We start from the raw sequence: 26132 nt of genomic DNA, 5'->3' as shown, positions 1-26132 counted from the left end.
TTATCTATTTAACTGACTGAAAAGGAAGTTGATTATGTCATATTTCGACGAGAATAATTTAGATAGAGTTCGCTGGCGTTGTGCGCTTAATTTAGAAAAGTATTTTGAAAAACCTCTTCGCGGTTTTTACAATAAGGAACATGAGTACGTTGCCACTTGGTATGAAAACCGTCTTTCGCTCGATAAATCTAAAACACTCGTTGAAGTCACTTTTATCAATTTAACTAAACCTACCTATATAAATAAGAATACCAGCAAAGAATGCCAGAGTTTCTTTGTTATTAAGTTACCTATCAATTACCTACATAAAGTTCCATTCGGTAGCATTTGGAAAGAAGGTGAATCGGAGTATAAGTTCAAACTTAAAGAATTTAAAGTTACCTTTTCAAAAAGTGAAGGGTTGACTTATAAACCTCTTTGGACGGACAAGGAATCAGCGCATCCATTTGAAGCAGATAAGTACGTTTATTCATCTTATTTAGATGATTTCAAGAAAGATGGAAATCAACTGCTTGTCATTCAACCCAAAGGTGATAGTAAGTCTTATATTGTTCATCCGTTACACTTCTTTATGGCTCACTATGGTTATTCGAGCGAGTTAAAACGCATCTTGATTACAGACAACTGGAGTAAAGTTGAGAAGAAATTACACCTGAATGAATTTTTCAAAGAAAAAGGCGTGTTCATACCGAATAACCTTTCCACGAAAGACGCGGTGTTTCTTTATCACTTGAAATATGACGCTTACACAAAAACAGTCGTAAAAGATATAACGACTAAAATCATCTTTTCTAAAGGTCAAGAAAGACTGCACTATCGCATTCCTTGCTGGCACGACAAACCAATCATGCTTTCATTCTATGGTATTGAGTTAGGAAATTCAGTGCTTTGCTGCCAAATTACAGGGATTAGTCAACCACAAGGCGAGCCAATTAACCTTTATTATCATTCTGCGATAAAAACAAGCAAAGATGGTAAGGGGCAAAAAGGCGGTGAACCTCAATACAGAACGAGAAAACAAGAACGAGAACATGAACTTGAAAAGCTCGACATTGCATTAGATAACGTGAATAACCTTGTGGCGGCGGATGTGATTGAACACCTGAAATTGCTTGGTGAAGAGCGAGCAATTAACCGTATTCAGCTTGTTCAAGAAACTGAAAAAGGCGGTAAAGTTAAATTCTTAAATTACAATGAACCAGAGAATTACGGAGTGGGTGAGAAACAAGGGAAAACAGGTAATACAGGTATTGCTAACTGCTTCTATGACATTCCTAGTAATCAAGATATTGAAGGTAAATCACGCCTCGATACCGTTTGGGAACACGCTAAACGCCTACGTAACGAGCAAGGCGCTAAGGTCTATTGGTACACACCTAAGCTTGGATTTAACGAAAGCGATAAATTTACGTTAGTTTCATTAGAAGAAATCCTTGATTCTCTAGAACAATACTATCCAGTCGCGGCGTTAATATTGCGAGTAGATGTGCAACAAAGAACATTCTTTGTACTAAGTTTCCCTGCCCGAAATGAAAAAGAAAACTCAGGTTTTAGTAGTGTCGTTTATGAACCCCGAAATATTCAACAATTTCTATCAGGCGAAGGTGATATTTATAGTCGAGATGAGAATCTATTCAAGCTGTTTATTGAAATTATATCAAGCGAAGGCGTAAGTAGTGATTATGTTGATTCTAAGGATGGAAAAATGTCGTTATTTAGACATAGAGAAGCTAAAAAGACAAACAATAACTGGGTTTGGAATGGAATCGGAAAGCTACTTTAAAGTAAGGAGGTGAGTAGAAGAAGTATTGACGATTACTCCTAGATTAAGTCTTATTAGCATAGGTATGAAACTATAATTTCCTTAAAAATAAGGAATATTTCTGATAAATATCAATTACTGGACTACAAAAAAACGACAGTCTAATTCAATCGATATTCATAAGTAGAAAGCAGTAACCGAGTGTACAATTGGAATAAGTAAACTTACTGAAAATATTCAGTCTAAGTAAGTAATGTTTAGCCATAAATACTCTATATTTGTAAGTGTATTGAGAAATTTACTTACAGCTATAATATTAAAGACTCCTCACTTTATATTACGAGAAATAAATTTTACAAGACAAATAAAAAGGAACCTTAAAATGATGAGAAGTTTTATTTTGGGATATGAAAAGAGAATTAAAGATGAATCCCAAACAAAAATCGATATTCATATAAACCTATGGAGATATAGAGCCAGTAACAATAATGATATAATCATTGACTTTGGCTTTATGATTCATGACATTAAAAAGGTAAATAAAATTATATTTTTTACACCATTAAAAATAAATCAAGTATTAGATCTTGGTGGTAAAATTTTTAATTCCAACACAATATCTGATGCAATATTTAATGAGAGATGTGAAATATCTAACACTTATCCCAAAAGAAGAAAAGTAATAAAACATGGAGATTATGACTCTAGAAATAATAAAACTGAGGAAAATGATGTTTTCATGATTTATTCTCTAAAAATTGATCGGGATGATAATAGTCAATTACAATTTAATAACAAAGATAACTATAGTCAAATACATATAAATACAAGTGAAATATTATCTGATGAAGAGGTAGAATTTCACCCAGATTTAGAGCAAGTTAAAAAGTATTATTTTAGATTTAGAATTCATGCTAAGAAAGGAACAAAAATAATACAAAATGAAAACGAGAGAATAAACCCTCTACAAGACATCTCCTTAAGAACAACTGAACTGATAGACTTTAGAATTAATGATCTACGTTCATGCTCGGATGAGATAAAAGAATGTTTCCTAAAAATGCCAATATTTTCAATCAATAAGGTTCATTACTTAATAATAAGAAATTCTACTGATGAGTTTATAACGGTGGGAGATATAAAAGTAAAAAGTAGGATATTAGAAAATGAGGTATGGAAAGATTATATTAAAATAAATGACATTGATATGATTGCCTACCATTTTAAAAATGATAGCGATGATGCTTTTTCATTTGAAAAATTAGCAAGATTTAAGTATCCACTAAATGTAGGTAAAAGAGTAATGGTTTATGTGGGCATTATTATATCTATATCATTAATTTCATCTGGCATATTTGAAATCATTAAAAAATATCTAATATAGGAGATTATAATGGATAACTTAACTTATTCTAAATTTTCAGAAATCGACCTAAATGATCCATTTTTTGATAGTTTAAAAGACGATTACAAAGAATTCCCTGATTGGTTTAGACGTAAAGCTAATGACTACGCTTATGTTCTTTATAATAACAATAAGATTGATGGTTTTTTGTATCTTAAGTTTGAAAATGACATTCCCGATATAGAGCCAGCCATATATAACCGCAGAATATTAAAAGTTGGTACATTTAAATTCACCCCCCAAGGAACATTAAGGGGGCAGAGATTTATAAAAAAAATCCTTGATATAGCAATCTCCAAGCACATAGAGTTAATTTATCTCACAATCTTCGAAAAGCATAGTTATCTTATTAATTTATTTCAAAAATATGGTTTTTATGCTGCTGGAACGAAAGATACCATAAATGGCACTGAATTTGTTTATATGAGAAACATGCGTCATGTTGTTGGAGATATTATCTTAGATTATCCATATGTTTATCCTAACACTAATAAATATTTACTGGCTATTTATCCGAAATATCATACTAGATTATTTCCGGAATCTATCTTATCTAATGAGTCAATTGATATTGTTCAAGATGTTTCGTACTCAAATAGCATACACAAAATTTATATATCAGCCGCTTATGGAGCTGGAGATTTAAAAAGGGGTGATGTACTCGTAATATATAGAACGGGGGATGGTAAAGGTCCGGCATATCATAGAGCTGTTGTATCATCTGTTTGCGTTGTCGAAGAGGTCCGCCATATTTCAGAATTTACGACAGAGGAATCTTACTTGCAGTATTGCAGTAAATTTAGTGTATTCACTACAAACGAACTATCCCAATTTTACAAGGAGAAAAAATACCCTTATGTGATTCGTTTTACTTACAATATTGCGTTCCCCAAACGAACTAATAGGAAAGAATTACTTGACAATAACTTGATAGGAGATCAGACTAGAATCGTATTAGAACCAATATCTAATGAGCAATTTAGTTGTATTTTAAGGTTATCACACACAGATGAAAGTTTTATTGTCAATCAAACCTGAGTTTGTAGAAAAGATCATTTCCGGTGAAAAAAAGTTTGAGTTCAGAAAATCGCTACCAAAACGTGAGGGTATAACAACAGTTGTCGTTTATTCCACAATGCCAGTAGGAAAGGTTGTTGGAGAGTTTAAAGTCAAGGATACGCTATCTCATGTACCGGAATCTCTTTGGGAAAGAACAAAGGAATTTTCAGGCATTACGAAAAATTTCTTCGATCAGTATTTTTCCACAAGACCTTTAGCGCATGCTTTTGAAATTGATTCATTTCGGTTATACGATGAGCCTCTAGGCATCTCAGATATACTGCCATCAGGCACGCCTCCGCAATCTTATTGCTATATTGAGTAATTGATCCACCAAACCTATTGCTGTTCTATTTTTTATGGTTTGGTTAATAGAATTCAAAAATAGGCTAAAATTTATTGAAAATAAAAGGGGCTAACCTAGCCCCTTAATTTTAAGATATAGTTTCATAATATATTAAAGCTTAAATGTAGTACAAATCTTAAAAGAAATAATAAATTATCTGCTATTGAGATTTTACTGAAGACCGTTCAGAATCTTTGCCGAGAACTGGTTAAACCAACAATTTCATGTGAATACGAAAAATCTGGCATAAGCAGGTGCCATCACTTATTTTAGCTTACAGAATAGACATCTATACTAGATACATTAAGAAAATCTTTATCGTCTGTAATAATGTTATTTATCTTATGTTCTCTCATCGCCAATAAAAATAAAGCATCATAAGCATCTATATTATATGAACTTATTTGCTCAACTACACTATCTCCCGCTTGTAAATTGATAGGAAATTCAACCACAACTGCAAACTCTTCCTGTCGCCCGCTTTTAGTTCAAATTTTGGCGAACCATCAGCACTTAATAATAGGCGTCTTAACCCAAATCCAGCTGGTCCACCTTGACGAAATCCACGCTCAATCAAATTTTTCTGACCATTAAAAACTTTTTCACCTAGCTCACGGCAGTATTCTCCGGCAGACCAACGTTTTACCGCTTTAAAAATTTGAGAACCAATGTCGTTTCCCTTAAAAGGTTCTGCACAGTAATGCACTTTAACCCCCATTTTTGAACAAATTTGTTCATAATGTGCAGATTCATCAATATTCAGAAAGCGCCCCCATCGGCTAATGTCATAAACAAGAATATGTGAAAAATCAGCATTACCGGATTGTACAAAGTTAATGAGCGATAAAAACTGAGGACGTTTTTCTGCGCTTAATCCACTTCTTCCCTCATCTAGGTATTCCCTAGTGAGTATAAGCCCTTGCTCCTTAGCATATTTTTGAATGAAACGACGTTGTATATCCGGTGAAAATTCCTGATGCTCCGTAGACATACGGATATAAGCAACAGCAAGATTTTTATATTCCATATTTCACCTCCACAGTCACTATAACGGAAAAGGAGAACCTTATGTTGCACACAACGGATAAGATTTTACCCAAAAATTTCAGAGAAGATTTCATCGTCGAACTTCGGCAAGAAATGCATGAACAGTTCTGGTCAACACTTGAGTTATCGAAGAAATTAGGTGTATGCGAAAGAACAGTAAAAGCGTGGTTAAGAAATGAAAGGTTCCCCAACGGTATTTACCTTATAAAATTAATGTATCTCTCTGCACATATTCGAAAATATGTTTGGCAAATATCTGGTTCAGGAAAGCAATATATTGATATAGATATGATGAAACTGATTATTTCGAATTTATTAAATAAGCTATAGAAGTAGGGAACGAGAGCTCCCTATCAAAATAGATAAAATAAAGTTACTTATTTCATTCTAAAACAGAAACTAAAAATTGAAAAATCTTGAAAAGCCTTTTTCAATTAGAAATTAAAAATAATTTAGTAGATCTTAAAAAACGCTTCCAATTACACGGTCTATACGAAAATACTTAATCCATTTGTATAAGTAACGTTTTTCTAGCCGATTCCCACTCACAACAGCTAACTTACTATCTAATTTAGATAAAATACAAGGTATCTTTACTATAGCTATTATTTCATCTATTTCCCGCTCTGTTTCAAGCCATAATCTGAACTGTTCTTTAAGTGATAACTGTACTTTTTTCATAATAAACCTCTATTTATGTGCTGATAATAGAGATTAGTTTATCGGTAATTTTCTCTCTATATAGGTTTCGGAAATAATTTTGTGATTCAGATCGCAAAAATGATATTTTTCAAGTCAAAAACTCTAGGTTATATGCTTATAAATGTCCTGTGGTAAAAAATAATCCCTATTTTCGTAACGATAATAGGCAACTTGATCAATTTTGATGATGTTCTTTCGTTTTGGCATTTTAATTGTAATGTTGTGTAAACTATATAACACAACGGAAACTAGCTCCATTTGTTCTTTTTCAGTTAAATAAGCTTGTTTATAGAGTTGAATTAATCGCTGAGAACAATGTTTTTTAAGCCGTTTAGCTTTGATTTGTTGAATCAGCTTACGATTAATTTCTAATTCCTGGCAATAATCCGATTTCAAATGATTGATAAAGCCAGTTATCGCAGCTATTTGCCCTGATTTTTCCACAAGATACTGGTTTAGTTGGTCTTGTGTCGGGTAATCCGTAATCTCGTTAGTGCTGATTAGGTCTATCGCAGGCTGTAAGGCTAATCGTACTGATTTAAGTGAAGTTTTCCCTTCGTTATATCGTCGTTGCAATTTCTGATAATAACTTGCGATACAAGGTACAGACTCTTTTAATTTATTAAAGAGGGTTTGAATACGTTCTAATTCGGCTAAATCATCTTTCAAGGCTTCATCAATAACGATTTGATTCGTATCAAGCAACCAGCGTAATACGGTTAAATTGGCGCGTAATCCATTCGGTTTAAAGTGCGTGACTAGCTCTGAATAGTCGGGAATTTGTTGCCAAATTTCATCACAATCAATGAAGAACCGCATAAAATCTGAGCCTTTATGCAAGGCGACACTAATACCACATTTTCGCATATACCAGAAAATGAATTTCTTGTAGGCGGTTTTAACCGCCTTATTACGCAAAATATGTCCATTCAGGCGAATCATATTGAATAATAGGGCTCGTCTTGCACAATCAGGGCAAACATTACCGTAACCAGACGGCATTTCACCTTTGCATTTTGGGCAAGTTGAAAGTAACTGTTCATCACATTTCTTACATAACTGTTTCTCTTGGTTGTGAACCTTACGATAACGGCGACAATTCTTACAAGTAGCAAAGGTATATCGGCGATAACACTGCAAACAGACCGATTTATTCGTTACTGGTGAACGGTATCTATCGCGTGTCATTTTACCACATTCTGAACATTCTATTTCCTCTCGGAAATAACGAGTGCAAGAACTACACACCGCACTGTAACGACTTATCATGCCTATTTCAAATGTACCTGCTTCTTTACCACAGCGTACACAATCCGTTAATTTTTCGCACTCAAGACAAAGTTCGCCCTCGCGGTGAATACGCTTGAGTTGTCCGCATCGCTTACAAGTCTTTTTCTTAAACCATTGGGCGTAGCAATTCGCGCAATAATATTCCTCTTGGAACTTGCGTGTTACTTGAGCTTTGCCACAAATAGAGCAACTATTTCTCTTTTGAGGGCGGATCTTAGTGATTTTCATGTTGCGATTTTTAACTGTCGTTTCAAGCGTTCCCATTGACGGTTTAGACTTAAAACAGAATCAGTTTTAGGTTTATTGGTTATCGCTTTACGTCTTACGATTTTGCCTTCGGGTGCATATTTAAAGAGTGCATCAAGCTCCGTAGGATAGTTTTCAAAGGCAAACGCTTTTTGTGTTATACCGCTGTGTTGAGTAGCTTGAATGAAATCCTTACTTGATAAATTTAGGATTTTAATCGCGTTTACCAGTAAATTTTTACGTTCTTCAATAGGAAGTTGTTCAAACGCAAGGGCGGTTTTGGTTTGGTATATTTCCGCTTGTGAAATACCACATTCTTCCACAAATCTTGCAAAAGCGTGAGTGGATTTTGCGACCGCTGCACGCCGAATAAGATTGATGAAGTAACGTAATATAGCAAAGTATATTTGCCCATCCATACGTTTTCCAAAACATTCACCTGAATTAGTCGTAAACACGTTATCAAGTGTTTCCATCGTTGCGATTTCTGCTTCATTAAGCGGTGTTGTAACGACCTGTAATTTCTCACCGCACTGATGACAGTAGTTTAGTTGTCGTTTCTCAGCCGAAAGCAAATGCGGTTGATACAGTTCGCCACAACAAGGACATTTAGATTCAAGTAAAACTTGATGTTTCAAACAACCAAAATGCCACGCAAAACGCCATTCATTACGCAAATAAGGCGTTTCCTCTAAGCAACAAGGGCAATAAGATTGACCGACACGAAAAGTACGATTACGCGAACCTCTCGAAATTACCCATTTAGCCTGACCTTTAATAAGCGTGTTTTCTCCGTTAATTGGTTTCAACACGGAATAAAGCGAATGACTGGCTAAGTTTACCTGCTGATTAAGTGATAACGCTGTAATATCTTCATAAATCTGTGGTGTTATCGGTTCAAACCCTCTATCTAGATCATAGGTCCATAATCGCCACTTATCCCAATAAAATCCTGTAAATGTAATCGGCTCTGTACCACAATCTAAGGCAGCACGAATAAACCACGAACTGATGCTTTCATTCGGATAAAGTGGCGTTCGGATAATCCCTGATTTTACCCGATAATTTTTCGTAAGCCCTGCGTTGGTTGTACCCATGAATTACGCTCGATAATGTCTAATGTAATTTGCTCTGTTCCTGTTGTAATCGCTTCAACGGCACACGCCGTTAATAAGCGATGTACATTGCCTAAGTTACCACCTGAAATTGTATGGATTTTTGTGGCTAACTCTGGCGATTGTAGATTAGAACATTTCTTCAATGGCAAAATACCTTGAAATTGGAAGAGTAGCTTTTGAAAATCCTTATCCAATTTCCATGTTGGCAATTCAGCAACATCAAAGCGACTGGCGTGCTGCGGATCGGTGTGTAAAACACGAATTGCATCTTTTGTGCCTACGCCTACAATCGGAATCTGCAACTCATTACATAGCATCTTAATCGCATTCATCACTTGGCGCTGCAAACGCGGTGTACCTACAAGCAATGAATGAAATTCGTCAATAATCAGCATTTTCACCTTGTACTCACGGAATAAGTGAATCGTCTGATAACGCAATTTAGCTACGCTATCCGTTGGTCGATATGGAACATAAAAACGCTCCAGTAACGAGATATAAAGCTCTTTTTCATTTGCACTCGGCGGTGCTTCTGCCAAAATAATGGGGCGTATGCCGTCCGACTGGCTGTCCACGAAAGGTATGCCGTACAAATCATAAAAGTGTCGAATAAGCGTAGTTTTCCCATTGTTAGAATCACCGACTACCAACAAATTGAACATACGAGGGCGTTTCGGCTTATTCATTAAGGAAACTAAATTCTCAATAATTCGATTCGCAACAGCATAACCTACCCAACGTGGTTTATCTAAAAACTCAATCCGTTCCTGATTGCTTGCAGTCACTAAATGACGGAATTTTTCGTGAACATACTCATATTGTTTTTCCATTATTCAATATCTCCAAACGTGAACTCATTATCTAAAAGCAAGTTAGAAGCAGGTGTTTTGACTGTTTCTGTTGGTTTGCTTTCGGGTAAACTTGTTGGGATCACTACCTTACTTTTCGCGTGGACTTTCTGCCGTTGAGCCAGTCTCCGAGCTTTCTTCGTCCGCAGTGCAGACTGTTCAACCAATTCACGCATTTCAGTTAATGCATCGTGGATCTGCTGCGAGTGAATGAGTTTTTCATCTTTATCTTTCAAGAACTGACGAACCTGTTTGTATTCCCAAATACTCATATCAGGTAAAGACTGGTCGGCAAACGGAATCGGGAAATAACATTTCAACTTCGGATCATAGAACCAAATCCTGCCGATATTACGAGGATCTCGACGGAATAAAAATTCCTTGCTCTTACCGCTTTCATCGGAATCGTTAATGTACATATTAAGTGCCACATCATAGTAACGTAAACCATCAATCGTTACGCCATTATGCTGAATAGTCCGTTTTTCACTTGGCAAGAAATCAAGTAACACTGTTTGTTCATCAACAGGCAGTTGCGGATAACCACAACCAACGTGATCTTTATCACCCAAAATCCCTAATTTCCATTTTTGAACAGGCGACATACCTAAAGCAGAGTGAGTCCGTTTGTGATACACGTTTACAATGTAGTTAACCAGCCATGTTTCAAATTCATCTAAGGTCATCACGGCTTCAGCTTCCGATTGATAAGTATCTTTCTCTTTCGTGTTCGAGAATGTTGTACCACTCAAACCGTGAACTTCTTTCATAAACGTACCGATCACACGCTCAATGTGTCCGCCAAATTCAGGACGGCCAACAGGACGGAACTCAAGGGCTATGCCGTGTGCCTCACAAGATTTTGATAAATCAAGCGAGCGGAAATCTGCACCGTTATCAACATGGATTTTATTTGGATAACCAAACACCCCCCATTCACCTTTCACATTATGATCTAGTAATAGGCGTTCTTTCGGCAAAATGCTGCGAGCAATACACATTGCAACCGATGTTACCGACGGTGCATCAAGTGATAGATAGTATCCAGTAATCATTCGGCTATATACATCCATTGCCAATGTTAGGTAAGGTCTGCCAATCGGCTTACGATACTGGTTATCTACAATAATTAAATCAACAGGCGTATGGTCGATTTGAATAACACTTAAAGGAAAATCTACGTTCGGGAAACTATTTGGCTTCGGCGTAAATTTATTTTTCGCTTTCTCTTTCTGCCCGCGTTTACGCAATCTTTCTTCTTCTGAAATACGCAAAATACGTTGTCGGATTGTGCGGCGGCTTGGGCTATCAAGCCCTTTTTGACTGGCGACACGCTGCACTTCACGGATCGTCTGCTCAATCGTTGGGCGTTGTTTATGTAGATAAAACTCATTGATAACTGCTGTCACCAACTCATCTTGTTCTTTGCTTAAACGCGAATTACCTTCCCCCCAGCCACGCTTGCGACTTACTAAACCAGCGATAGAGCCGAGAGAGTTGTACGCTTGGATCCAACGATATAAACTTCGATCGCTCACCCCCACCTCTTTTGCACGTTCCTTTACAGAAGCAGGGCAATGTTGCTCATAATTAAGCAACGGCTTAATCATTTCGTATTTTTCTAACGCTTTTTCCCAGTATTCATCGCTGATGGCGCTTAAATCAACCGAAACATCTTCGCGTTCATTTACTTTCAAATTCTCAAGCTGATGAATACTGGCAATCTTACTTTGGCGAGTATGAAGATTTCGGATCATTACTTGTGCATCTTCATCTAAATACTCAATCAATTCATATTGTTCACCATCTTCGCGGTTTACATAAACATTGCCTTTTTGCAAAATGAGACGACCACGCTCTAATCGACCGTGATAGCGTGGATGAATAAATCCCTTAGTCATTTGAATACCCCCAAACTTCAGTAAATTCAGATAATGGCTCAAACCAGTTGCAAGTCAGTTGCTTGGTAGCTAATAAGTGATAAATAATCTGCAATCCTTTTACTCGATAGAGTGAGCCAGTAAAAAGGCGAGAAAGGAGGAAATCTATTGTGATACTGCCGTGCAATTTAACTTGATTAAGTACCGCTTCAATATCTTCAAGATCGCATTGTAATCGCTTATAACGTTGAACAACGTTAATGTTGAATAATGCAAGGTGACGAATTTTATCTTCATCATAAATATGGAAGATGCACTCATTTTTTTTACAAAATGCCATTGCCGCTTTCCATTTTTCTTTCCAATCACGCCAATGTTCCTGCCATTTTGATTTGGGTTTGACTTCGACTAAAAGTGAACGCCGTCCGTCATTGAAACGAATCAAATAATCGGGCGTGTAAGGGTAAGTCATACCATTTTTTACAAACAGTATGCGTGCAGGTTGAGCAATGATTTCCTCTACTAATGGTAGGTAAGTGAAATAAAGCAGGAAATCTCGCTCAAGCGTAGATTCATAAGGAATGCTTACTCCATCTTTAAAAGGGAGTAAACCCGATACGCTAAGGCGTGTAGATTTAATCTTACGGACTTGTTTAAATGTATGTTCTTTTTTCATAATAATTTGACATTTATTTATTTCTTTTTAAGTATTTTGACAGCTATTTGTGTAAATAACGCCATTAAATAGTATCTTTTTGAGGTAAAAAATAGGCTAAAGCCTTATTCTACCGTGCCATGTATTATCAATCATGCCACTTATTTGTAACTTTGACAGCGGTTCGATTCCAAAACCCGGGGAAATCTCCCTAGCACACAATGGCGTGTTGTTTTTGGATGAACTGCCGGAATTCGAACGCAAGGTATTAGACGCGCTCCGCCAGCCGTTAGAAAGCGGTGAAATCATCATTTCCCGCGCTAATGCCAAGATTCAATTTCCGGCAAGATTTCAGCTGATTGCCGCCATGAACCCAAGCCCCACAGGGCATTATCAAGGCACACATAACCGCACGTCACCACAACAAATCATGCGCTATTTAAATCGTCTGTCCGGCCCCTTTTTAGATCGTTTCGATTTATCTATTGAAGTGCCGTTGTTGCCGCAAGGGAGTCTGCAAAATAGCGGTGACCGTGGTGAATCCAGTGCAATGGTGAGAGAAAAAGTCTTAAAAACACGCGCTATTCAGCTTCAACGTGCCGGCAAAATTAACGCCCATTTAACCAGCAAAGAAATTGAACGGGATTGCAAACTAGAGGAAAAAGATGCGCTATTTTTAGAAAATGCGCTGACCAAACTCGGACTGTCTGTACGGGCATACCACCGCATACTCAAGGTTTCCCGTACCATTGCGGATTTAGAAGGGGAAAAGCAAATTCACCAGCGACACTTAGCAGAAGCTCTTGGCTATCGTGCGATGGATAGACTGTTACAGAAGCTCTCTAAAGCATCTGTGTAACTAAACGACAAGACTAAGGCACACCACGCAACAATGGCACTGCGGTATAAGGTGGAGTGGAGGTGGGGGCAGGCATTTCGCTAAAGAGAAACATAAAAGGTTTCGGCGGGGCGACTTTTTCGTTTCGCCACAAACTGCCCATAGAAACAAGCTGCACGTCCGCCGGCAAATTAGCGATACCCGCTTGCAAGACGGCAATGGTATTTTTTCGCGGATGCCCGATGGCAATGGCGATGCCGTGTTTCTGCGCATATTGTACGGCAGCTTGAAATTGTCGTTGCACATCGGCAAACGCATCGCTATCATCTAAAAAGATATGCCGATCTAACGTGCGTACACCTTGTTCTTTTGCCATTTTACCCGCCACACTGCGACCAATAGTGCGGCTATCGAGGAAAGACAAATGACGCTCACGAAGTGCGGTCATTAATTTGGTCATTAACGGCCCATCTGCCGTGGCGGCGCTGCCCATATGATTGTTCATCCCAATGGCATTGGAAACAATATTGTGAGCCGTTTGAACGCGGTGATTCACCTCCCCTTGCGACATGCCCAAATGCAACCCACCGTCTTCAATTTTCATTTTAGACTGCGTTTCCATGGGCATATGAATCAGAATATCGCGCCCTTGTTGGAACGCCTGTTGATTCCGTTGTTTGGCGTAAGGTGCAGCCGGAATAATCGCCACCGACACGGCTTTTGGCATTGCCAAAATCTGAGCATCTTCTTTCGCATGATACCCTAAATCGTCAATGACAATGGCCAATTTAGCAGAATAGGCAAAGGGCGCCGCCAAAAGTGCGGTCGCCAACAACAACGTTTTTCTGATCACCAAGGTCATCGCAACCAACCTAACGGATTCACTGCCACACCTTTGCGACGAATCTCAAAATACAATCCGCTTTTCGATTGGCCGCCGCTATTGCCCACTTCACCGATTTTTTGGCCGGCTTTCACGAGCTGCCCTTCTTTCACGGCAACCGATTGGTTATAGCCATACAAACTTAAATCGCTCTCACCATGTTTCACGATCACCATTAAGCCGTAACCTTGCAACCAGTTGGCGAGAATCACCCGCCCATCAGCAATGGCTTTCACCGGTGTACCGGCGCCCGCCGCAATCACGATCCCCTTCCAACGCAACTCGCCCATTTGAGTTGAACCAAAACTGTTCACGACTTTGCCCGCCACCGGAAAACCATATTGTTTTTTCGGTGTGCCTAATCCGGCAGTGCTGTTCAACAGTTGTCGCTCTTGCGCTGTTAGCTGATAAGGCTTGTGATTTTTCGTTTCTTCCGCCTGTTTTTTCTGCGCTAACGCCTCACGCTCACGTTGTTCTTGCTGACGCGCCACTTGTTCCGCACGCTGGATTTCTTGGCGCAAGGCATTTTCGTTCGCTTTCAGCGCTTCTAATTTATTTTCATCACGCGTTAAGTTTTGATTCAGTTGGTTCAATGTGCTTTGCCGTTCCTTCTGCACTTTTTGCAATTCTTGCTGCTGTTTTTTCTGTCCGGCAAGTTGCGCTTGTTGCGTTTTATGTTGTTCTGCAATGGCGGCTTTTTGTTTTGCCAGCTGCTCCTGCGTATTCTTCAGCTCCTCAATTAACCCCATCCGAACTTGATTCAAATGCTCATAATACGCTTTCATGCGTTCTGCATTTTGCCCTTTATCGGACAACATCCGCTCCACCACTGATGGGTTCGTGCCTGAACGATAAGCAGAATCCAACTGCTTCGCCAATTTTGCTTTTTGTTCTTTTTCTTGTTTTTGTAACTGTTTGATTTGTCTATCGGTATCGCTGATATTTTTGCGAATTTCTTTTAAATCCGATTCCGTTTGACGTAATTGCCCGATCACCGAATTAATCTGATTTTCTTGAGTTTTTAATGTGCTCTGTAGTTTCTGCTGTTCCCGTTTTTGCTGCTCAATTTTCTGTTTTTGTTGTTGAATTTGCTGATGAATTTTTGATAAATCCTCGTTAGGTGCTGCAAAAGAAAGGGGCGTACAGAACAAAAGTGCGGTGAAAATCAGACCCATTTTTTGCCTGCTTAACATGTTTTTAGCCCGAAGTAGTGACTTATTCATTTGATACTGCATAACCATAATTATTCCTTTCTTGTAACGCCGCACAAATATACCACTAATTTGCACCGGACCTGATTTCTCCCGTTTAAAAACCCAAATTATTTTTACGATAATTTTTCATCATCGCGATCCGGCTCGCAAAAATACGCTAATGAAATTGAGTTGCTATCCAAGATTCCCTATTTTCCTGACATTTTTTACATGGGGAATCATACAATGCGCATTATTTATCAATCACGCTTTCTTTTTATTGGCTTTATCTGCGCCCAAGCAAGCTATGCCGATCATCATTTCAGCGCCAATCTAGATGCGCAACAGCAACAACGCCAACAACAAGCGGAAAAAGAACGTGAAATACAGCGCCGTACCGACAACACCATTCATCTTGCTAAACCGACAGCGGAAAAATGGACCTTGCCACAGGCGGAACAGCCCTGCTTTCCCATTACGCAAATTGAAATAAACGATTATATCAACACGCCCTCTTCCGATAAGGCGCATCTTCCAAGCCAATTTCAATGGGCTTATCACCAAGCCAAAGACGGCCTAGCACTAACCTTGCCTCATTGTTTCGGCACACAAGGGCTCAACAGCCTCATGAGACAAATGCAAAACAACATCATTGAAAAAGGCTATATCACTACACGTGTCGTCATCACCGAACAAGACCTCAACGATGGAAAATTGGTACTCACCGTGATTCCCGGCAGACTACGCCATGTTTTATTTGAAGACCAAAGTGCGGTCAAAAAATTAACACCACTCACTGCCTGGACGGCACTCGTGCCACAACAAGGTGACATTTTAAATCTGCGCGACATAGAACAATCCTTAGAAAATCTTAAACGCCTGCCGACGGCAGATGCCAAGCTGGAACTTCTTCCCGTCCAAGAAAATGATGCGCTCCCCGGTGAAAGTGATTTATGGGTGCAATACGCACAACGTTTTCCGTTTCGACTAGCGCTCGGCTTGGATGATGCCGGTTCGACGGCAACCGGTCGATTACAGGGTTCAGCCACTCTTTCTTTAGATAATCTGTTCACGGCGAACGACTTATTTTACGCCGGATTTACGCACACCATGAAACGCCCAAGTTGGTTAGGTTCAGATGAAAAGGGCCCTAGACGCAGTCAAAACGTGCACTTTTCTTATTCTGTTCCATTTCGTTATTGGCAATTAAGCGCCTCCCATAACGTGAATCAATATCACCAACAAGTTGCCGCAGCCTATGGGGCGAAAGTGCGCTATTCCGGCCGCAGTGAAACGCGCAAAATCAGTCTTTCCCGTGTGCTATTTCGTCACATGCAACACAAAACCCAGCTCGCATTTTCCCTTTGGGGAAGACAATCTTCCAACGCCATCAATAAGGCAGAAATCGACATTCAGCGTAAGCGAACCGCCGGCTGGGAAGTGGGATTAACCCATCGTTTTAATTGGAACCATTCCACCTTGGCATTTAACGCAAACTTTAAGCGCGGAACCGGCGCCTATCATGCTAAACGTCATCCGGAAGAACGCTTTAATGAAGGGTCATCACGCATGAAAATCCTCACCACAGAAATAGAACTCACCCATCCTTTCCAATGGGCAACACAATCTTTCCATTTCAACTCGCTCTGGCGTGCGCAATGGAATCGAACCCCGTTGGTCATGCAAGATCGGTTCAGTATTGGCGGACGTTATACGGTACGTGGAACCGACGGCGAATTAACTCTCTCCGGCGAACGCGGTTGGGTATGGCGTAATGAATTGGCATGGCATATCGCCCAAAGCGGTCAACAACTTTATCTCACCCTGGATAAAGGCGTTGTGCGAGGTAGATCAACCGATGAATTACTGGGGCGCTCAATGGTTGGTTCCGGTATCGGTCTGCGTGGCGGCTGGAAGGCATTGAGTTACGACGTTTTCGCCGGCAAAGCACTCCATGTACCCCAAGGATTTCAACATAAAAGCAAGGTATTGGGCTTCAATTTAAACCTCGCGTTTTAGTCTGTGCGATCACGGAAACATGACAACCCAATGCATTGCCCCCCCATAAAATTAATCGAATAAACCACAAGGATATATTATGAACAAACATCGCTATCGCGTCCTTTTTAGCAAAACCTTACAACGTTTTATCGTCACCTCCGAATTAGCGAAAATGACGACCGCAGGGAACACAGAAAGAGACTATCTCAAGTGCGGTCAATCTTCGGCGTGTTTTTCATTTTATCCTTCACTGCAATCCCTGACGTTCGCCGTCTTTTGTGCTCTTGGATTCGTTTCTCTTGTCTCACCATCAGCGTACGCCGAGACATTGATGATTCAAGCCGATTCGACGGCAGCGGCAAATCAACACCCGGTTGTTTTACAAACCGCTAACGGGTTACCTCAAGTCAACATTCAAACACCGAATGCTCAAGGACTATCCCATAACCGTTACAGCCATTTTGACATCGATACGCAAGGAGCTATCTTAAATAACAGTCGGAAAAATACGCAGACCCAACAGGGCGGTTGGATTCAAGGTAACCCTTATCTCGCCGGTGGTGAAGCCAAGGTGATTCTGAATGAAGTCAATTCCAATCATCCTAGCCAACTGAAAGGGTATGTTGAGGTCGCCGGGAGAAAAGCGGATGTCATTATTGCCAACCCAAACGGCATTCATTGTCAGGGCTGTGGCATCATGAATGCGGAACGTGCCACCTTTACCACCGGAAAGCCGGAAATTCATCATGGTTCGCTAGACAGTTTCAAGGTTGAGAAAGGCAAAGTCACCGTAGAGGGAAAAGGTCTCGACAACAGCCAAACAGACTACACGGACATCATTAGCCGCAGTGCGGAAATCAATGCTGGTATTTGGAGCAAACGGGAAGTCAATGTCACCACAGGTAAAAATCGGGTCACGAAAAACAACGATAGCATGCAAATCATTCATACTACCGAGAAAGAAAAACAGTCAGAAAATCCACCGCACTTTGCATTAGATGTGACCCATCTCGGTGGGATGTATGCAGAAAAAATTCACTTAATCGGCACTGAGCAAGGACTTGGCGTCAACCATGCCGGGCACATTGGGGCGTCTGCCGGCGAAGTCGTCATTGATGCCAAAGGTCATGTTGTGAACCAAGGGTTTATCGGTGCACAAGGGAATATCCAGCTTCAATCAAGTGAAAACATTGAAAATCGCGGCACTATTCACACAAAAGAAAAGCAACATCTGAAGTCAAAAAACCTAGATAACCGCCAAGGCACCTTAGCTGGTAAACAAATTCAAATCGATGCGGCTCATGTCGATAATCGTAAGGTCTCCGAGGAAGGCTCACTCATTGTCGCTACAAATAACATCCTTGTTCAGGCTAATACCTTGGATAATCGAGGCACAAAGAACACGACAAATCCGACCCAAGGGATACAAGCGGCTCAAGTTACCCTAACCGCACAACAGATTAACAACCAGTCTGGCGGTATTTATGCAACCCAACGCGGAACATTGAATGTCACAAGCACATTAGATAATCGACAAGGCGATATTCTCTCCGCCGAGCAATTAGACATTTATGGCGATAAATCCCACGCGAATATGAATAACGCGGAAGGGAAAATACATGCCGGAAAACACGTAACGTTAACCGCCAAAACATTACAAAATGAAGGAAACATCAGTACTACAGGTAATGCAGACATTGCCTTAACAGACGGTATTGAGCTTAATAACGCCTTTCAGGTCAACGGTGATTTACGTTTCACTACTGAGGGGAAATTCACCAATAAAAGCAAATTAAACATTGGCCATCGCGTCAATATTCACGCCACCGAAATAGAAAACACCCAAGCAGCAGAGATTTCCTCAAAAACAACGCAAATTTCCACCGCACTTTTCACTAACCGAGGACTCATCGATGGCGAAACTACACGAATTGAAGGGGAAAGCCTAAATAATATCGGCACAGGACGTATTTATGGCGATCAACTTTCTTTTGCCGCCACTCATTTAACGAATGCCAAGGAAGGGGGTTCATCAGCCACTATCGCTGCACGAAAACGCCTTGATTTTGGCATCAATACGCTGAAAAACCTTGATCAAAGTTTCATTTTTAGCCTGGGTGATTTACACATCGGAGGAACATTATCGGAAAACGGCGAAGCGGTCGGGCGTGCCAAAGAGATCATTAACGGCAGTGGCATCATTGAAGCAATGGGCGATGGAAAAATCAATACCACTACATTACTCAATACGGATTTACACCTCAAATTAGGCATCAACGAATCTCGCGAATATTTTCACCAAGTTGCAAAAACAACTGACAGTCAGCGTTTTACGGTAGATAAAGACGGTATTTTTGCTTGGAATAAAAAACGCTCAGAAGCGTGGTTTCAATTTTATGATGGTCGCCCAACGCAATATCAAAATGACTGGATTGGCTGGCGCTATAACAGAACAACCAAAACATCCAAAATTGATGTTCAAACACCGGGAAAAATACTGATTGGCGGTCATCTTACTTTAATCGGTGATCATCTCAAAAACCAATACAGCAAACTGCTGGTCGGCAAGAGCTTGATTCTCGGTGAACAATCGATCACACAAAATCTGTCCCATCAAACCCTTTCAGAGGGCAGTGCCACCTTAATTAATGAAGATGTGATCGGCAACATTGATCGTCTTGATAAAGGCTCAGTTTTTAAATGGGTTCACTATCGTAGTCGTGGACTAAAGAAATCCCATGGGCATAAAGACACAGACCATAAGCATTATGAAGTCGCCCATCCGACAGAACACTTTAACTTTAATGTGGTTAAAAACCACATTGGCGATCCGGAAGCGGTCAGAAAAGAAAGTGACAATACCTCCGTTGCAGCACACACGCCGGCAAACGTAATAAGCCCCGTTGAAAACACGCTACGTTTACCAAATCAAAGTTTGTATAAAATTAATCCTCATGCCGATAGCCACTATATTGTTGAAACCGATCCGCGTTTCGCCGATAAACGACAATGGCTAAGTAGCGATTATATGTTCCATGCACTGCGTGCTGATCCACAAAATATGCTTAAACGCCTAGGGGATGGATTCTATGAGCAACGTCTCATTAACGAACAAATCAATCAACTCACAGGACGCCGCTTTTTAGAGGGCTATACATCTGATTATGAACAATATAAAGCTTTAATGGATAACGGCCTGTATTATGCCAAGAAGTGGAATTTAACCCCGGGCGTGGCGCTCACGGCAGCGCAAATGAAGGAACTAACAAGTGATTTAGTTTGGTTTGAAAAACGCGAAACACAATTACCTAACGGTGAGAAAATCAATGTTCTCGCGCCGAAAGTTTACCTTTCTCGTAGAAACAGCAAAATTAATGGAGAAGGAAGCCTGATTTCTGCCCATCAGGTCATTATTCGCGGTATGAATCAGGTCGACAATTCAGGCACGATTTTAGGCAATAGCTCTCTCTCCATAACTGCCCAAAATATCAAAAACAACGAAGGACGATTACAGGCAAATCACCTTTCTCTTAGTGCAGAGAATGAGCTTTTAAATCTAGGGGGAACCTTTGAAGCAAAAGATAATCTGGCTGCCCATGCGAAAAACCTTCGCTTTGAAAGCAAGTTATCCGAAACAAAAGATACCGGTGACTTTTATAAAAAAGACATTAGCAAAGCGGCTGAACTTAATCTCACCGACAAGAACGGCAAACTTCAGGTTCATGCCGATGAAAATATTGTGGTAAAAGGAATCCGTGCCAATATTGCCGGTGATGCTGCATTTTATGCAAAGGGCGATTTAGAGCTCGGTACGGTGAGTCGTATTAACAAAGAACATTACCGTATGAATGCGGATAACTATTATTTATTGGATCAAGAAAACCAAATCGGTAATCAAATTCAAGTCAAAGGAAATGCACAGTATATTGCCGGTCAAAACATCACCGTCACAGGAAATCAACTACATTCTGACGCTGAAACGACCATTGCAGCACAAGGCAATATCGATATTCACGAAGGACGGGTGAAAGAACACTTAAATAGTGCAATAAAAACAACCGATCGCGGTTTGGTTAGCAAAAAAACGATCACCGCCAAACACCGTCATGATTATGACCTTGCTGAAGCTTCCATGATCGATGCTGATAAAATTCACCTTCAATCCAATAATGGCAATATTAAAGTGCAAGGAAGCAACCTTGTGGCAGAAAATGGATTCACCGCACAAGGAAAAAATATTGATATTAGAGAAGCAGAGAACCGCGTATATTCAGAAGATTTTTACAGCAAGAAAAAATCAGGCATGCTTGGCGGTGGCATTGGTGTCACCTTTGGTAGCCAAAAACAAACTCTGGAAACCGACCAAACCAGACTTTACGCCTCCGGTAGCCAAGTCGGTAGCCTCAATCACGACACCCGATTCATTGCTGAAAACCGCTACACTCAAACCGCAAGTGCGGTCAGTAGCGCCAAAGGCAATGTTGATATTCTTGCCCAACAAGCTACCATTAAAGCAGCGGATGATAAATACGAAAGCAATATGAAACAAACCTTCGAACAAAAAGGGTTAACGATTGCGATTACCTCCCCTATTTTATCTGCATTACAAGCTGTACAAAGCACTATCAAAAGCGCGCAACAAACAGGCAACAGTAAGAATAATCGAATTAATGCGATGTCTGCGGTTAATACCGGATTTGACGCTTATCGTGCAGGACAAGCTGTCGGTCAAGCACAAAATGCCTTAAGCAACGTCATGAATGGTAGCGAAGGAATGGATTCTATGGTGGGAATTCAAATCACTTACGGCCAACAAAAAAGCGAATCGAAAACGCATACCGAAGGCAAAACGGCGGCTACAGCACAAGTGAATGCAGGCGGCAAAGTGAATATTGTTGCCACAGGGGCAGGCAAAGCATCCAACATCACCATTAATGGTTCGGATGTCTCCGGTAAACAAGGGACCTTCTTGGGGGCTGACAATGACATCAACATCACGGCTGCCGAACAAACACACAAAGAACGCAGCACCAATAAATCAAGCGGCTTTAACGTGGGAGTGGCTGTGAAGTTTGGGAATGGCGTTGCCGCCGGGATTACCGTGGGAGGAAACCGAGGTAAAGGCTATGGTAATAGCGATGAAACCTCTTATGTGGCAAGCCACGTGGGTGACGCCAACAGCCAAACCACAATACAAAGCGGTGGTGATACAAACCTTATTGGGAGCCAAGTAAAAGGTAAACGCGTTGAAGTCAATGCCGAAAACTTGAATATCAAAAGTTTGCAAGATAAATCTAGCTATGATGGCAAACAAACGAATGTAAGTGGTAGTGTGACGGTAGGCTATGGTTTTGCCGCAGGCGGTAGTTTCAGTAAATCGAAAATCAATGCTGATCATGCGAGTGTGAATGAACAGGCGGGCATCTATGCAGGTGATGATGGCTATGATGTGAATGTGGAGAAACATTCTAATTTAAAAGGTGCTCTCGTTACCTCAACTCAGACAGCAGAAAACGAAGGGAAAAATCGTTTTAGTACAGGAACAATTACACATTCAGATATCGAAAATTACTCTAACCACAATGCGAAAGGATTTGGTGTTGGAGGAAGTGTTACCATAGGTGGTGGAAATGCGCCAAAAGAAATCGGTGGTGTCGAATTGCAAAAAATCGGCAAAAATAACGCTGATGGAAGCGGAAAAGTGGAAACCGGAGGAATCGCCGGCATTGGCTCTCAAGGGAACTGGGGCGTAGCAAAAGGGCTCATTAGCGGACTTTTCGGACAAGTAAGTGACAAAGATAATGAACATGGCGTTACAACAAGTTCAATTAACACCAAAAATCTCATAATTAGAGACAAGGAAGCGCAAGAGCAATTAACTGGAAAATCTATTAATGAAACGATTAAAGCCTTAAATCAGGAAAATCGTCATCAAAAATTAGCTAAAGCGGATATTGAATCGATCAAGTCCGACTTAGAACGTAATTTAAGCGTGGCGACAAAATTTATGGAAAATGTTAATAGTGTGGGTGATGAAATCTATTATCAAATGGAAAAAAATGAAGATTCCGTATTTTCCATTCAAAAGAAAACAGAAAATTGTAATCATATAAACTGTTTAGATTTTGAAACCGATAATTCACAAGCATTAAAACGTATTATTTATAGCAATGACCTCCTTACAGATGAACAAGCACAATTACTCAGTAAAGTTGCAACAGCGGGGATGTTAAATTTAAAGAGAGAAGATAAAGTATCGAGTGCGATTTTATATGATAAAGACTTATCGTCGATTGATGAAACGGCTGTTATTTTAAATCGAGGTAGTACTAACTATCTCAATGAGTTTATCTTCACAGGATTTGAGCGTTTTAGGGCGTGGGCAAATTTGCCAAGTGTATTTGGTGCCTCAAATGCCACAAGAGATCATGCTCAAATTACTAAAAAACTAAATGAATATAATGCACATAGAATCGCCCAAGGAAAAGAGGCGATAAGTGCGAATAATGTGGCGCATAGTCTAGGCGTTTCAGGGAATAAAAATATGCTGAATTGGTCGGAATATGTAGGAAATCGGTATGACAATACAAAAGTGAATTTCTTGCATTTAGGAGGCTCCTATCCATCAGAGGGAGTAGATAAACAAGCGAAACAATTGTTTGGAAGCGTCAATACCGAATATCACGGAGTGAAAGGAGATGTGGTCTACTCTGGATTAGGTGGGCTATTTATTGGGAATAATCCGAATGCTAAACAGGTGGAGGGTTTGTCATTTGGTCAAGCGCATTCAGAGGCTAATCAGAATATAAATAACTTGAAATATATTTATAAACTTAGGGATAAAGACGATAAATGGATAAAAACAGAGGAAATTATAAAAAACATTTATCCTTTAGATTTTAATAGAAAATTCAATTCTTTTGATAAGGAGTAATTTATGAAATATATGACTATTTTATTTTGTTTATTTATATCGTCATGTATGTTTGTTCCTCTGTACTCTATACCAGATGATGATGCTAAATGGATAGATAAAACAACAGGGGAAGATGCTCCCGTAGAGATGCTTGAAAAATGCTCAAAATATGCTTCATTTAGTATTATAGGAAGGAATAGTTTTTCTGATAGGATTGATACGGAATATATTAATCATATAGGTAAAATACGCCAGATAAAAGGACAGTGTTTATATGAGAATGGATTTGTTTTTAAAGTGAAAATGTTTAGCACTTATTGCTCTAGATTAAAGGATGTTTGTGATGCTTATAATAAATATAGGAAATGAAAATGCTCTACCCCTAGATAGCGCACGTCTCCCAACGCGTGCTTGTATATATCTAACAAAAAAATAAACAAACTGAAGTTATTAATAAAAAGAGTGAAGACCCGATTAAATAAAATGGATGTTTTGGGAGCGCGTTAGGAAACCCGCGCCAGCGTAGGGAAAAGAAAGATGAAATTTTTAAGTATTGTTATTATTTCTTGTTTTTTATCAGGATGTTGGACAATGTTTACTTATAGGGAAAGTTATACCATAGATAAAATGGCATACTGGGAACACAGAGAAAGTAAAGTTAAAGCATCAGCAGAATTAAAAAATAAATGTTTTGAAAAAATTCACCAGATAGCGCCAGCGTCCACGCTGGTGCTGTTTAATAAAAACATTGCGAATTTTACCCATAAACGTTGGGAGAACCAATGTTCAAAATCCTTTGGATTTTGTGACCGCACTTTTAGTTGATAGGCACAAGCGAAGACGCTTGCGCCATCGTGGGGGTAATAACAGTAAAAAAGAGGATAAATGATGGCTTATCATGTTTCTTTAGTTAATACGGATAAAAAAGATATTTCTTCTAAACTAATCATGAATAAAGAAAAGTTTAGAGAGTTTTTATTTAGAGAATTCAATATAAAGGAAGAGTTAAATGAAAATGGAGTTTTGGAATTCTATTATGATAAAAATGATCCTTCTTTTACTATTTTTTATACTGAAGGTATTGAGGGTGAATATTACATTAATACCACGGATGATAATTGTATAAAAAAGCTAATTTCTATTGCTGAAAAATTAAATGATGGCACTAGAGTTCGTGGGGATGAGGGTGAGACATATAACTCTTTAGAAGATACATATATCCATTCTGATGATGAATATTTATTTAAAAATACAACAAAGGAAAAATGGTTTTATTTTTTTAGAAATCCTTCTATAAAAATAGGTATTTTTATAGGGATTATTGTTTGTCTTATACAAATTTTATTTTTTAAATAGTAGCTCTTAGATAGCGCGCGTCTCCTGACGTGTGCTTGTATCTATCTAAAAATAAACAAACTGAAGTTGTTAATAAAAATGTGAAAATCTGAATTAAATGAAATTGATGTTTTAAGCGCGCGTTAGGAAACGCGCGCCAGCGTGGGGGAGGGGGAAATAAAAATGAAAAAGTTTTTTATGATATCTCTATTATTCCTTCATGGTTGCTATTGGCATAATGGGTGTCTGTATACAGCGCAAATGGTTAATTGCTATATGGATAAAGTGCCATTTTCTTCTATCGCTTATTATCAAAAAACAGATAGTATCGGACGTACTGATATAAATCAGCGCTGGAGAGATGTTGAATTGTGTGGAGCTAAATATGGAGATAGTAATTTATGGAGTGTTATTAAACCCCAAAATTTCCGAAATGAATTTCGTATTTGTATGGAAAGTAAAGGATATCATATATTTGACAGCTCAGAATGTGGTGTAAAAGAACCTAAAGGCTTAAACAAGGGGATATGTAATGAATAGCCTACTAAGTAATAATTGCTATTGTAATTCCAGTATCCGCACTATTTGCTTTGTCCGATGTAATGTCA

At 39.4% G+C, this 26132-nt stretch carries 21 protein-coding genes; 12 read left to right on the top strand and 9 right to left on the bottom strand.

Annotated elements, in window-relative coordinates:
• Window positions 1-34: 34 nt before the first annotated feature.
• The 4 genes from DQN58_RS02880 (at window position 35) to DQN58_RS02865 (ending at window position 4551) form a co-directional block, all read left to right on the top strand.
• A complete protein-coding gene (locus DQN58_RS02880) occupies window positions 35-1783 on the top strand; it encodes a hypothetical protein (protein ID WP_005715685.1) in 1749 nt (582 codons plus the stop codon).
• Window positions 1784-2144: 361 nt separating this feature from the next.
• Window positions 2145-3146 (top strand): hypothetical protein, encoded by a 1002-nt coding sequence (locus DQN58_RS02875; RefSeq protein ID WP_032997736.1) that lies wholly within the window; start codon window positions 2145-2147, stop codon window positions 3144-3146.
• A 9-nt stretch (window positions 3147-3155) separates the two neighbouring features.
• On the top strand, window positions 3156-4205 hold the full coding sequence (locus DQN58_RS02870; protein WP_005715680.1) for a GNAT family protein: 1050 nt from the start codon (window positions 3156-3158) through the stop codon (window positions 4203-4205).
• Window positions 4177-4551: an ASCH domain-containing protein gene (locus DQN58_RS02865; RefSeq protein WP_005715678.1), complete on the top strand. Its 375-nt coding sequence runs from the start codon at window positions 4177-4179 to the stop codon at window positions 4549-4551. The genes DQN58_RS02870 and DQN58_RS02865 overlap by 29 nt, the downstream gene beginning before the upstream one ends.
• A gap of 433 nt (window positions 4552-4984) precedes the next feature.
• Here the strand turns inward: DQN58_RS02865 and DQN58_RS02855 are convergent, their stop codons facing one another.
• A complete protein-coding gene (locus DQN58_RS02855) occupies window positions 4985-5599 on the bottom strand; it encodes a recombinase family protein (protein WP_005715676.1) in 615 nt (204 codons plus the stop codon).
• A 41-nt stretch (window positions 5600-5640) separates the two neighbouring features.
• On the opposite strand from DQN58_RS02855, the gene DQN58_RS02850 reads away from it, so the two are divergent.
• A complete protein-coding gene (locus DQN58_RS02850) occupies window positions 5641-5949 on the top strand; it encodes a helix-turn-helix domain-containing protein (protein ID WP_005715674.1) in 309 nt (102 codons plus the stop codon).
• A gap of 132 nt (window positions 5950-6081) precedes the next feature.
• Here the strand turns inward: DQN58_RS02850 and DQN58_RS02845 are convergent, their stop codons facing one another.
• The 6 genes from DQN58_RS02845 to DQN58_RS02820 form a co-directional block, all read right to left on the bottom strand.
• A complete protein-coding gene (locus DQN58_RS02845; protein ID WP_005715671.1) occupies window positions 6082-6300 on the bottom strand; it encodes a hypothetical protein in 219 nt (72 codons plus the stop codon).
• Window positions 6301-6423: 123 nt separating this feature from the next.
• The gene (locus tag DQN58_RS02840) at window positions 6424-7875 is read right to left on the bottom strand and encodes a polysaccharide deacetylase family protein (protein WP_032997734.1); all 1452 of its coding nucleotides are present in this window, start codon (window positions 7873-7875) and stop codon (window positions 6424-6426) included.
• Window positions 7836-8954 (bottom strand): TniQ family protein, encoded by a 1119-nt coding sequence (locus DQN58_RS02835; protein ID WP_005715668.1) that lies wholly within the window; start codon window positions 8952-8954, stop codon window positions 7836-7838. The genes DQN58_RS02840 and DQN58_RS02835 overlap by 40 nt, the downstream gene beginning before the upstream one ends.
• Entirely contained in the window at window positions 8912-9805 is an 894-nt protein-coding gene (locus DQN58_RS02830; protein ID WP_005715666.1) for a TniB family NTP-binding protein, read from the bottom strand. Before DQN58_RS02830 ends, DQN58_RS02835 begins: the two co-directional genes overlap by 43 nt.
• Window positions 9805-11724: a Mu transposase C-terminal domain-containing protein gene (locus DQN58_RS02825; RefSeq protein WP_005715664.1), complete on the bottom strand. Its 1920-nt coding sequence runs from the start codon at window positions 11722-11724 to the stop codon at window positions 9805-9807. Before DQN58_RS02825 ends, DQN58_RS02830 begins: the two co-directional genes overlap by 1 nt.
• Entirely contained in the window at window positions 11717-12379 is a 663-nt protein-coding gene (locus DQN58_RS02820; RefSeq protein WP_005715662.1) for a heteromeric transposase endonuclease subunit TnsA, read from the bottom strand. The genes DQN58_RS02825 and DQN58_RS02820 overlap by 8 nt, the downstream gene beginning before the upstream one ends.
• A gap of 106 nt (window positions 12380-12485) precedes the next feature.
• On the opposite strand from DQN58_RS02820, the gene DQN58_RS02815 reads away from it, so the two are divergent.
• Window positions 12486-13217 carry an ATP-binding protein gene (locus DQN58_RS02815; protein WP_269148708.1) on the top strand — a complete coding sequence of 244 codons (732 nt, stop codon included), beginning with the start codon at window positions 12486-12488 and terminating at the stop codon, window positions 13215-13217.
• Window positions 13218-13230: 13 nt separating this feature from the next.
• Here DQN58_RS02815 and DQN58_RS02810 read toward each other — a convergent pair whose 3' ends face one another.
• Both DQN58_RS02810 and envC read right to left on the bottom strand, forming a co-directional pair.
• A complete protein-coding gene (locus DQN58_RS02810) occupies window positions 13231-14058 on the bottom strand; it encodes a divergent polysaccharide deacetylase family protein (protein ID WP_005715659.1) in 828 nt (275 codons plus the stop codon).
• Window positions 14055-15272 (bottom strand): murein hydrolase activator EnvC, encoded by a 1218-nt coding sequence (gene envC, locus DQN58_RS02805; RefSeq protein WP_390879309.1) that lies wholly within the window; start codon window positions 15270-15272, stop codon window positions 14055-14057. Before envC ends, DQN58_RS02810 begins: the two co-directional genes overlap by 4 nt.
• A gap of 246 nt (window positions 15273-15518) precedes the next feature.
• Between envC and DQN58_RS02800 the strand changes: the two genes are divergently transcribed.
• The 6 genes from DQN58_RS02800 to DQN58_RS02775 all read left to right on the top strand — a co-directional run bounded on the left by DQN58_RS02800 (window position 15519) and on the right by DQN58_RS02775 (window position 26064).
• Window positions 15519-17291 (top strand): ShlB/FhaC/HecB family hemolysin secretion/activation protein, encoded by a 1773-nt coding sequence (locus tag DQN58_RS02800; RefSeq protein WP_050540569.1) that lies wholly within the window; start codon window positions 15519-15521, stop codon window positions 17289-17291.
• Between the two features lie 79 nt (window positions 17292-17370).
• Window positions 17371-24207 (top strand): two-partner secretion domain-containing protein, encoded by a 6837-nt coding sequence (locus DQN58_RS02795; protein WP_032997732.1) that lies wholly within the window; start codon window positions 17371-17373, stop codon window positions 24205-24207.
• A gap of 3 nt (window positions 24208-24210) precedes the next feature.
• The gene (locus DQN58_RS02790) at window positions 24211-24558 is read left to right on the top strand and encodes a hypothetical protein (protein WP_032997731.1); all 348 of its coding nucleotides are present in this window, start codon (window positions 24211-24213) and stop codon (window positions 24556-24558) included.
• A 168-nt stretch (window positions 24559-24726) separates the two neighbouring features.
• Window positions 24727-25014, top strand: a complete 288-nt coding sequence (locus DQN58_RS02785; RefSeq protein ID WP_032997730.1) for a hypothetical protein — start codon at window positions 24727-24729, stop codon at window positions 25012-25014.
• Between the two features lie 60 nt (window positions 25015-25074).
• Complete coding sequence (locus DQN58_RS02780) at window positions 25075-25545, top strand: hypothetical protein (protein ID WP_005715646.1); 471 nt, start codon at window positions 25075-25077, stop codon at window positions 25543-25545.
• 162 nt (window positions 25546-25707) lie between these two features.
• Window positions 25708-26064 (top strand): hypothetical protein, encoded by a 357-nt coding sequence (locus DQN58_RS02775; RefSeq protein WP_050540568.1) that lies wholly within the window; start codon window positions 25708-25710, stop codon window positions 26062-26064.
• Window positions 26065-26132: the final 68 nt, after the last annotated feature.

This window comes from Aggregatibacter segnis ATCC 33393, assembly GCF_900476035.1.
GTDB classification, from domain to species: Bacteria; Pseudomonadota; Gammaproteobacteria; order Enterobacterales; family Pasteurellaceae; genus Aggregatibacter; species Aggregatibacter segnis.
The sequence above is the reverse complement of the archived record's forward strand: the minus strand, read 5'-3'. Positions and strand labels throughout refer to the sequence as shown.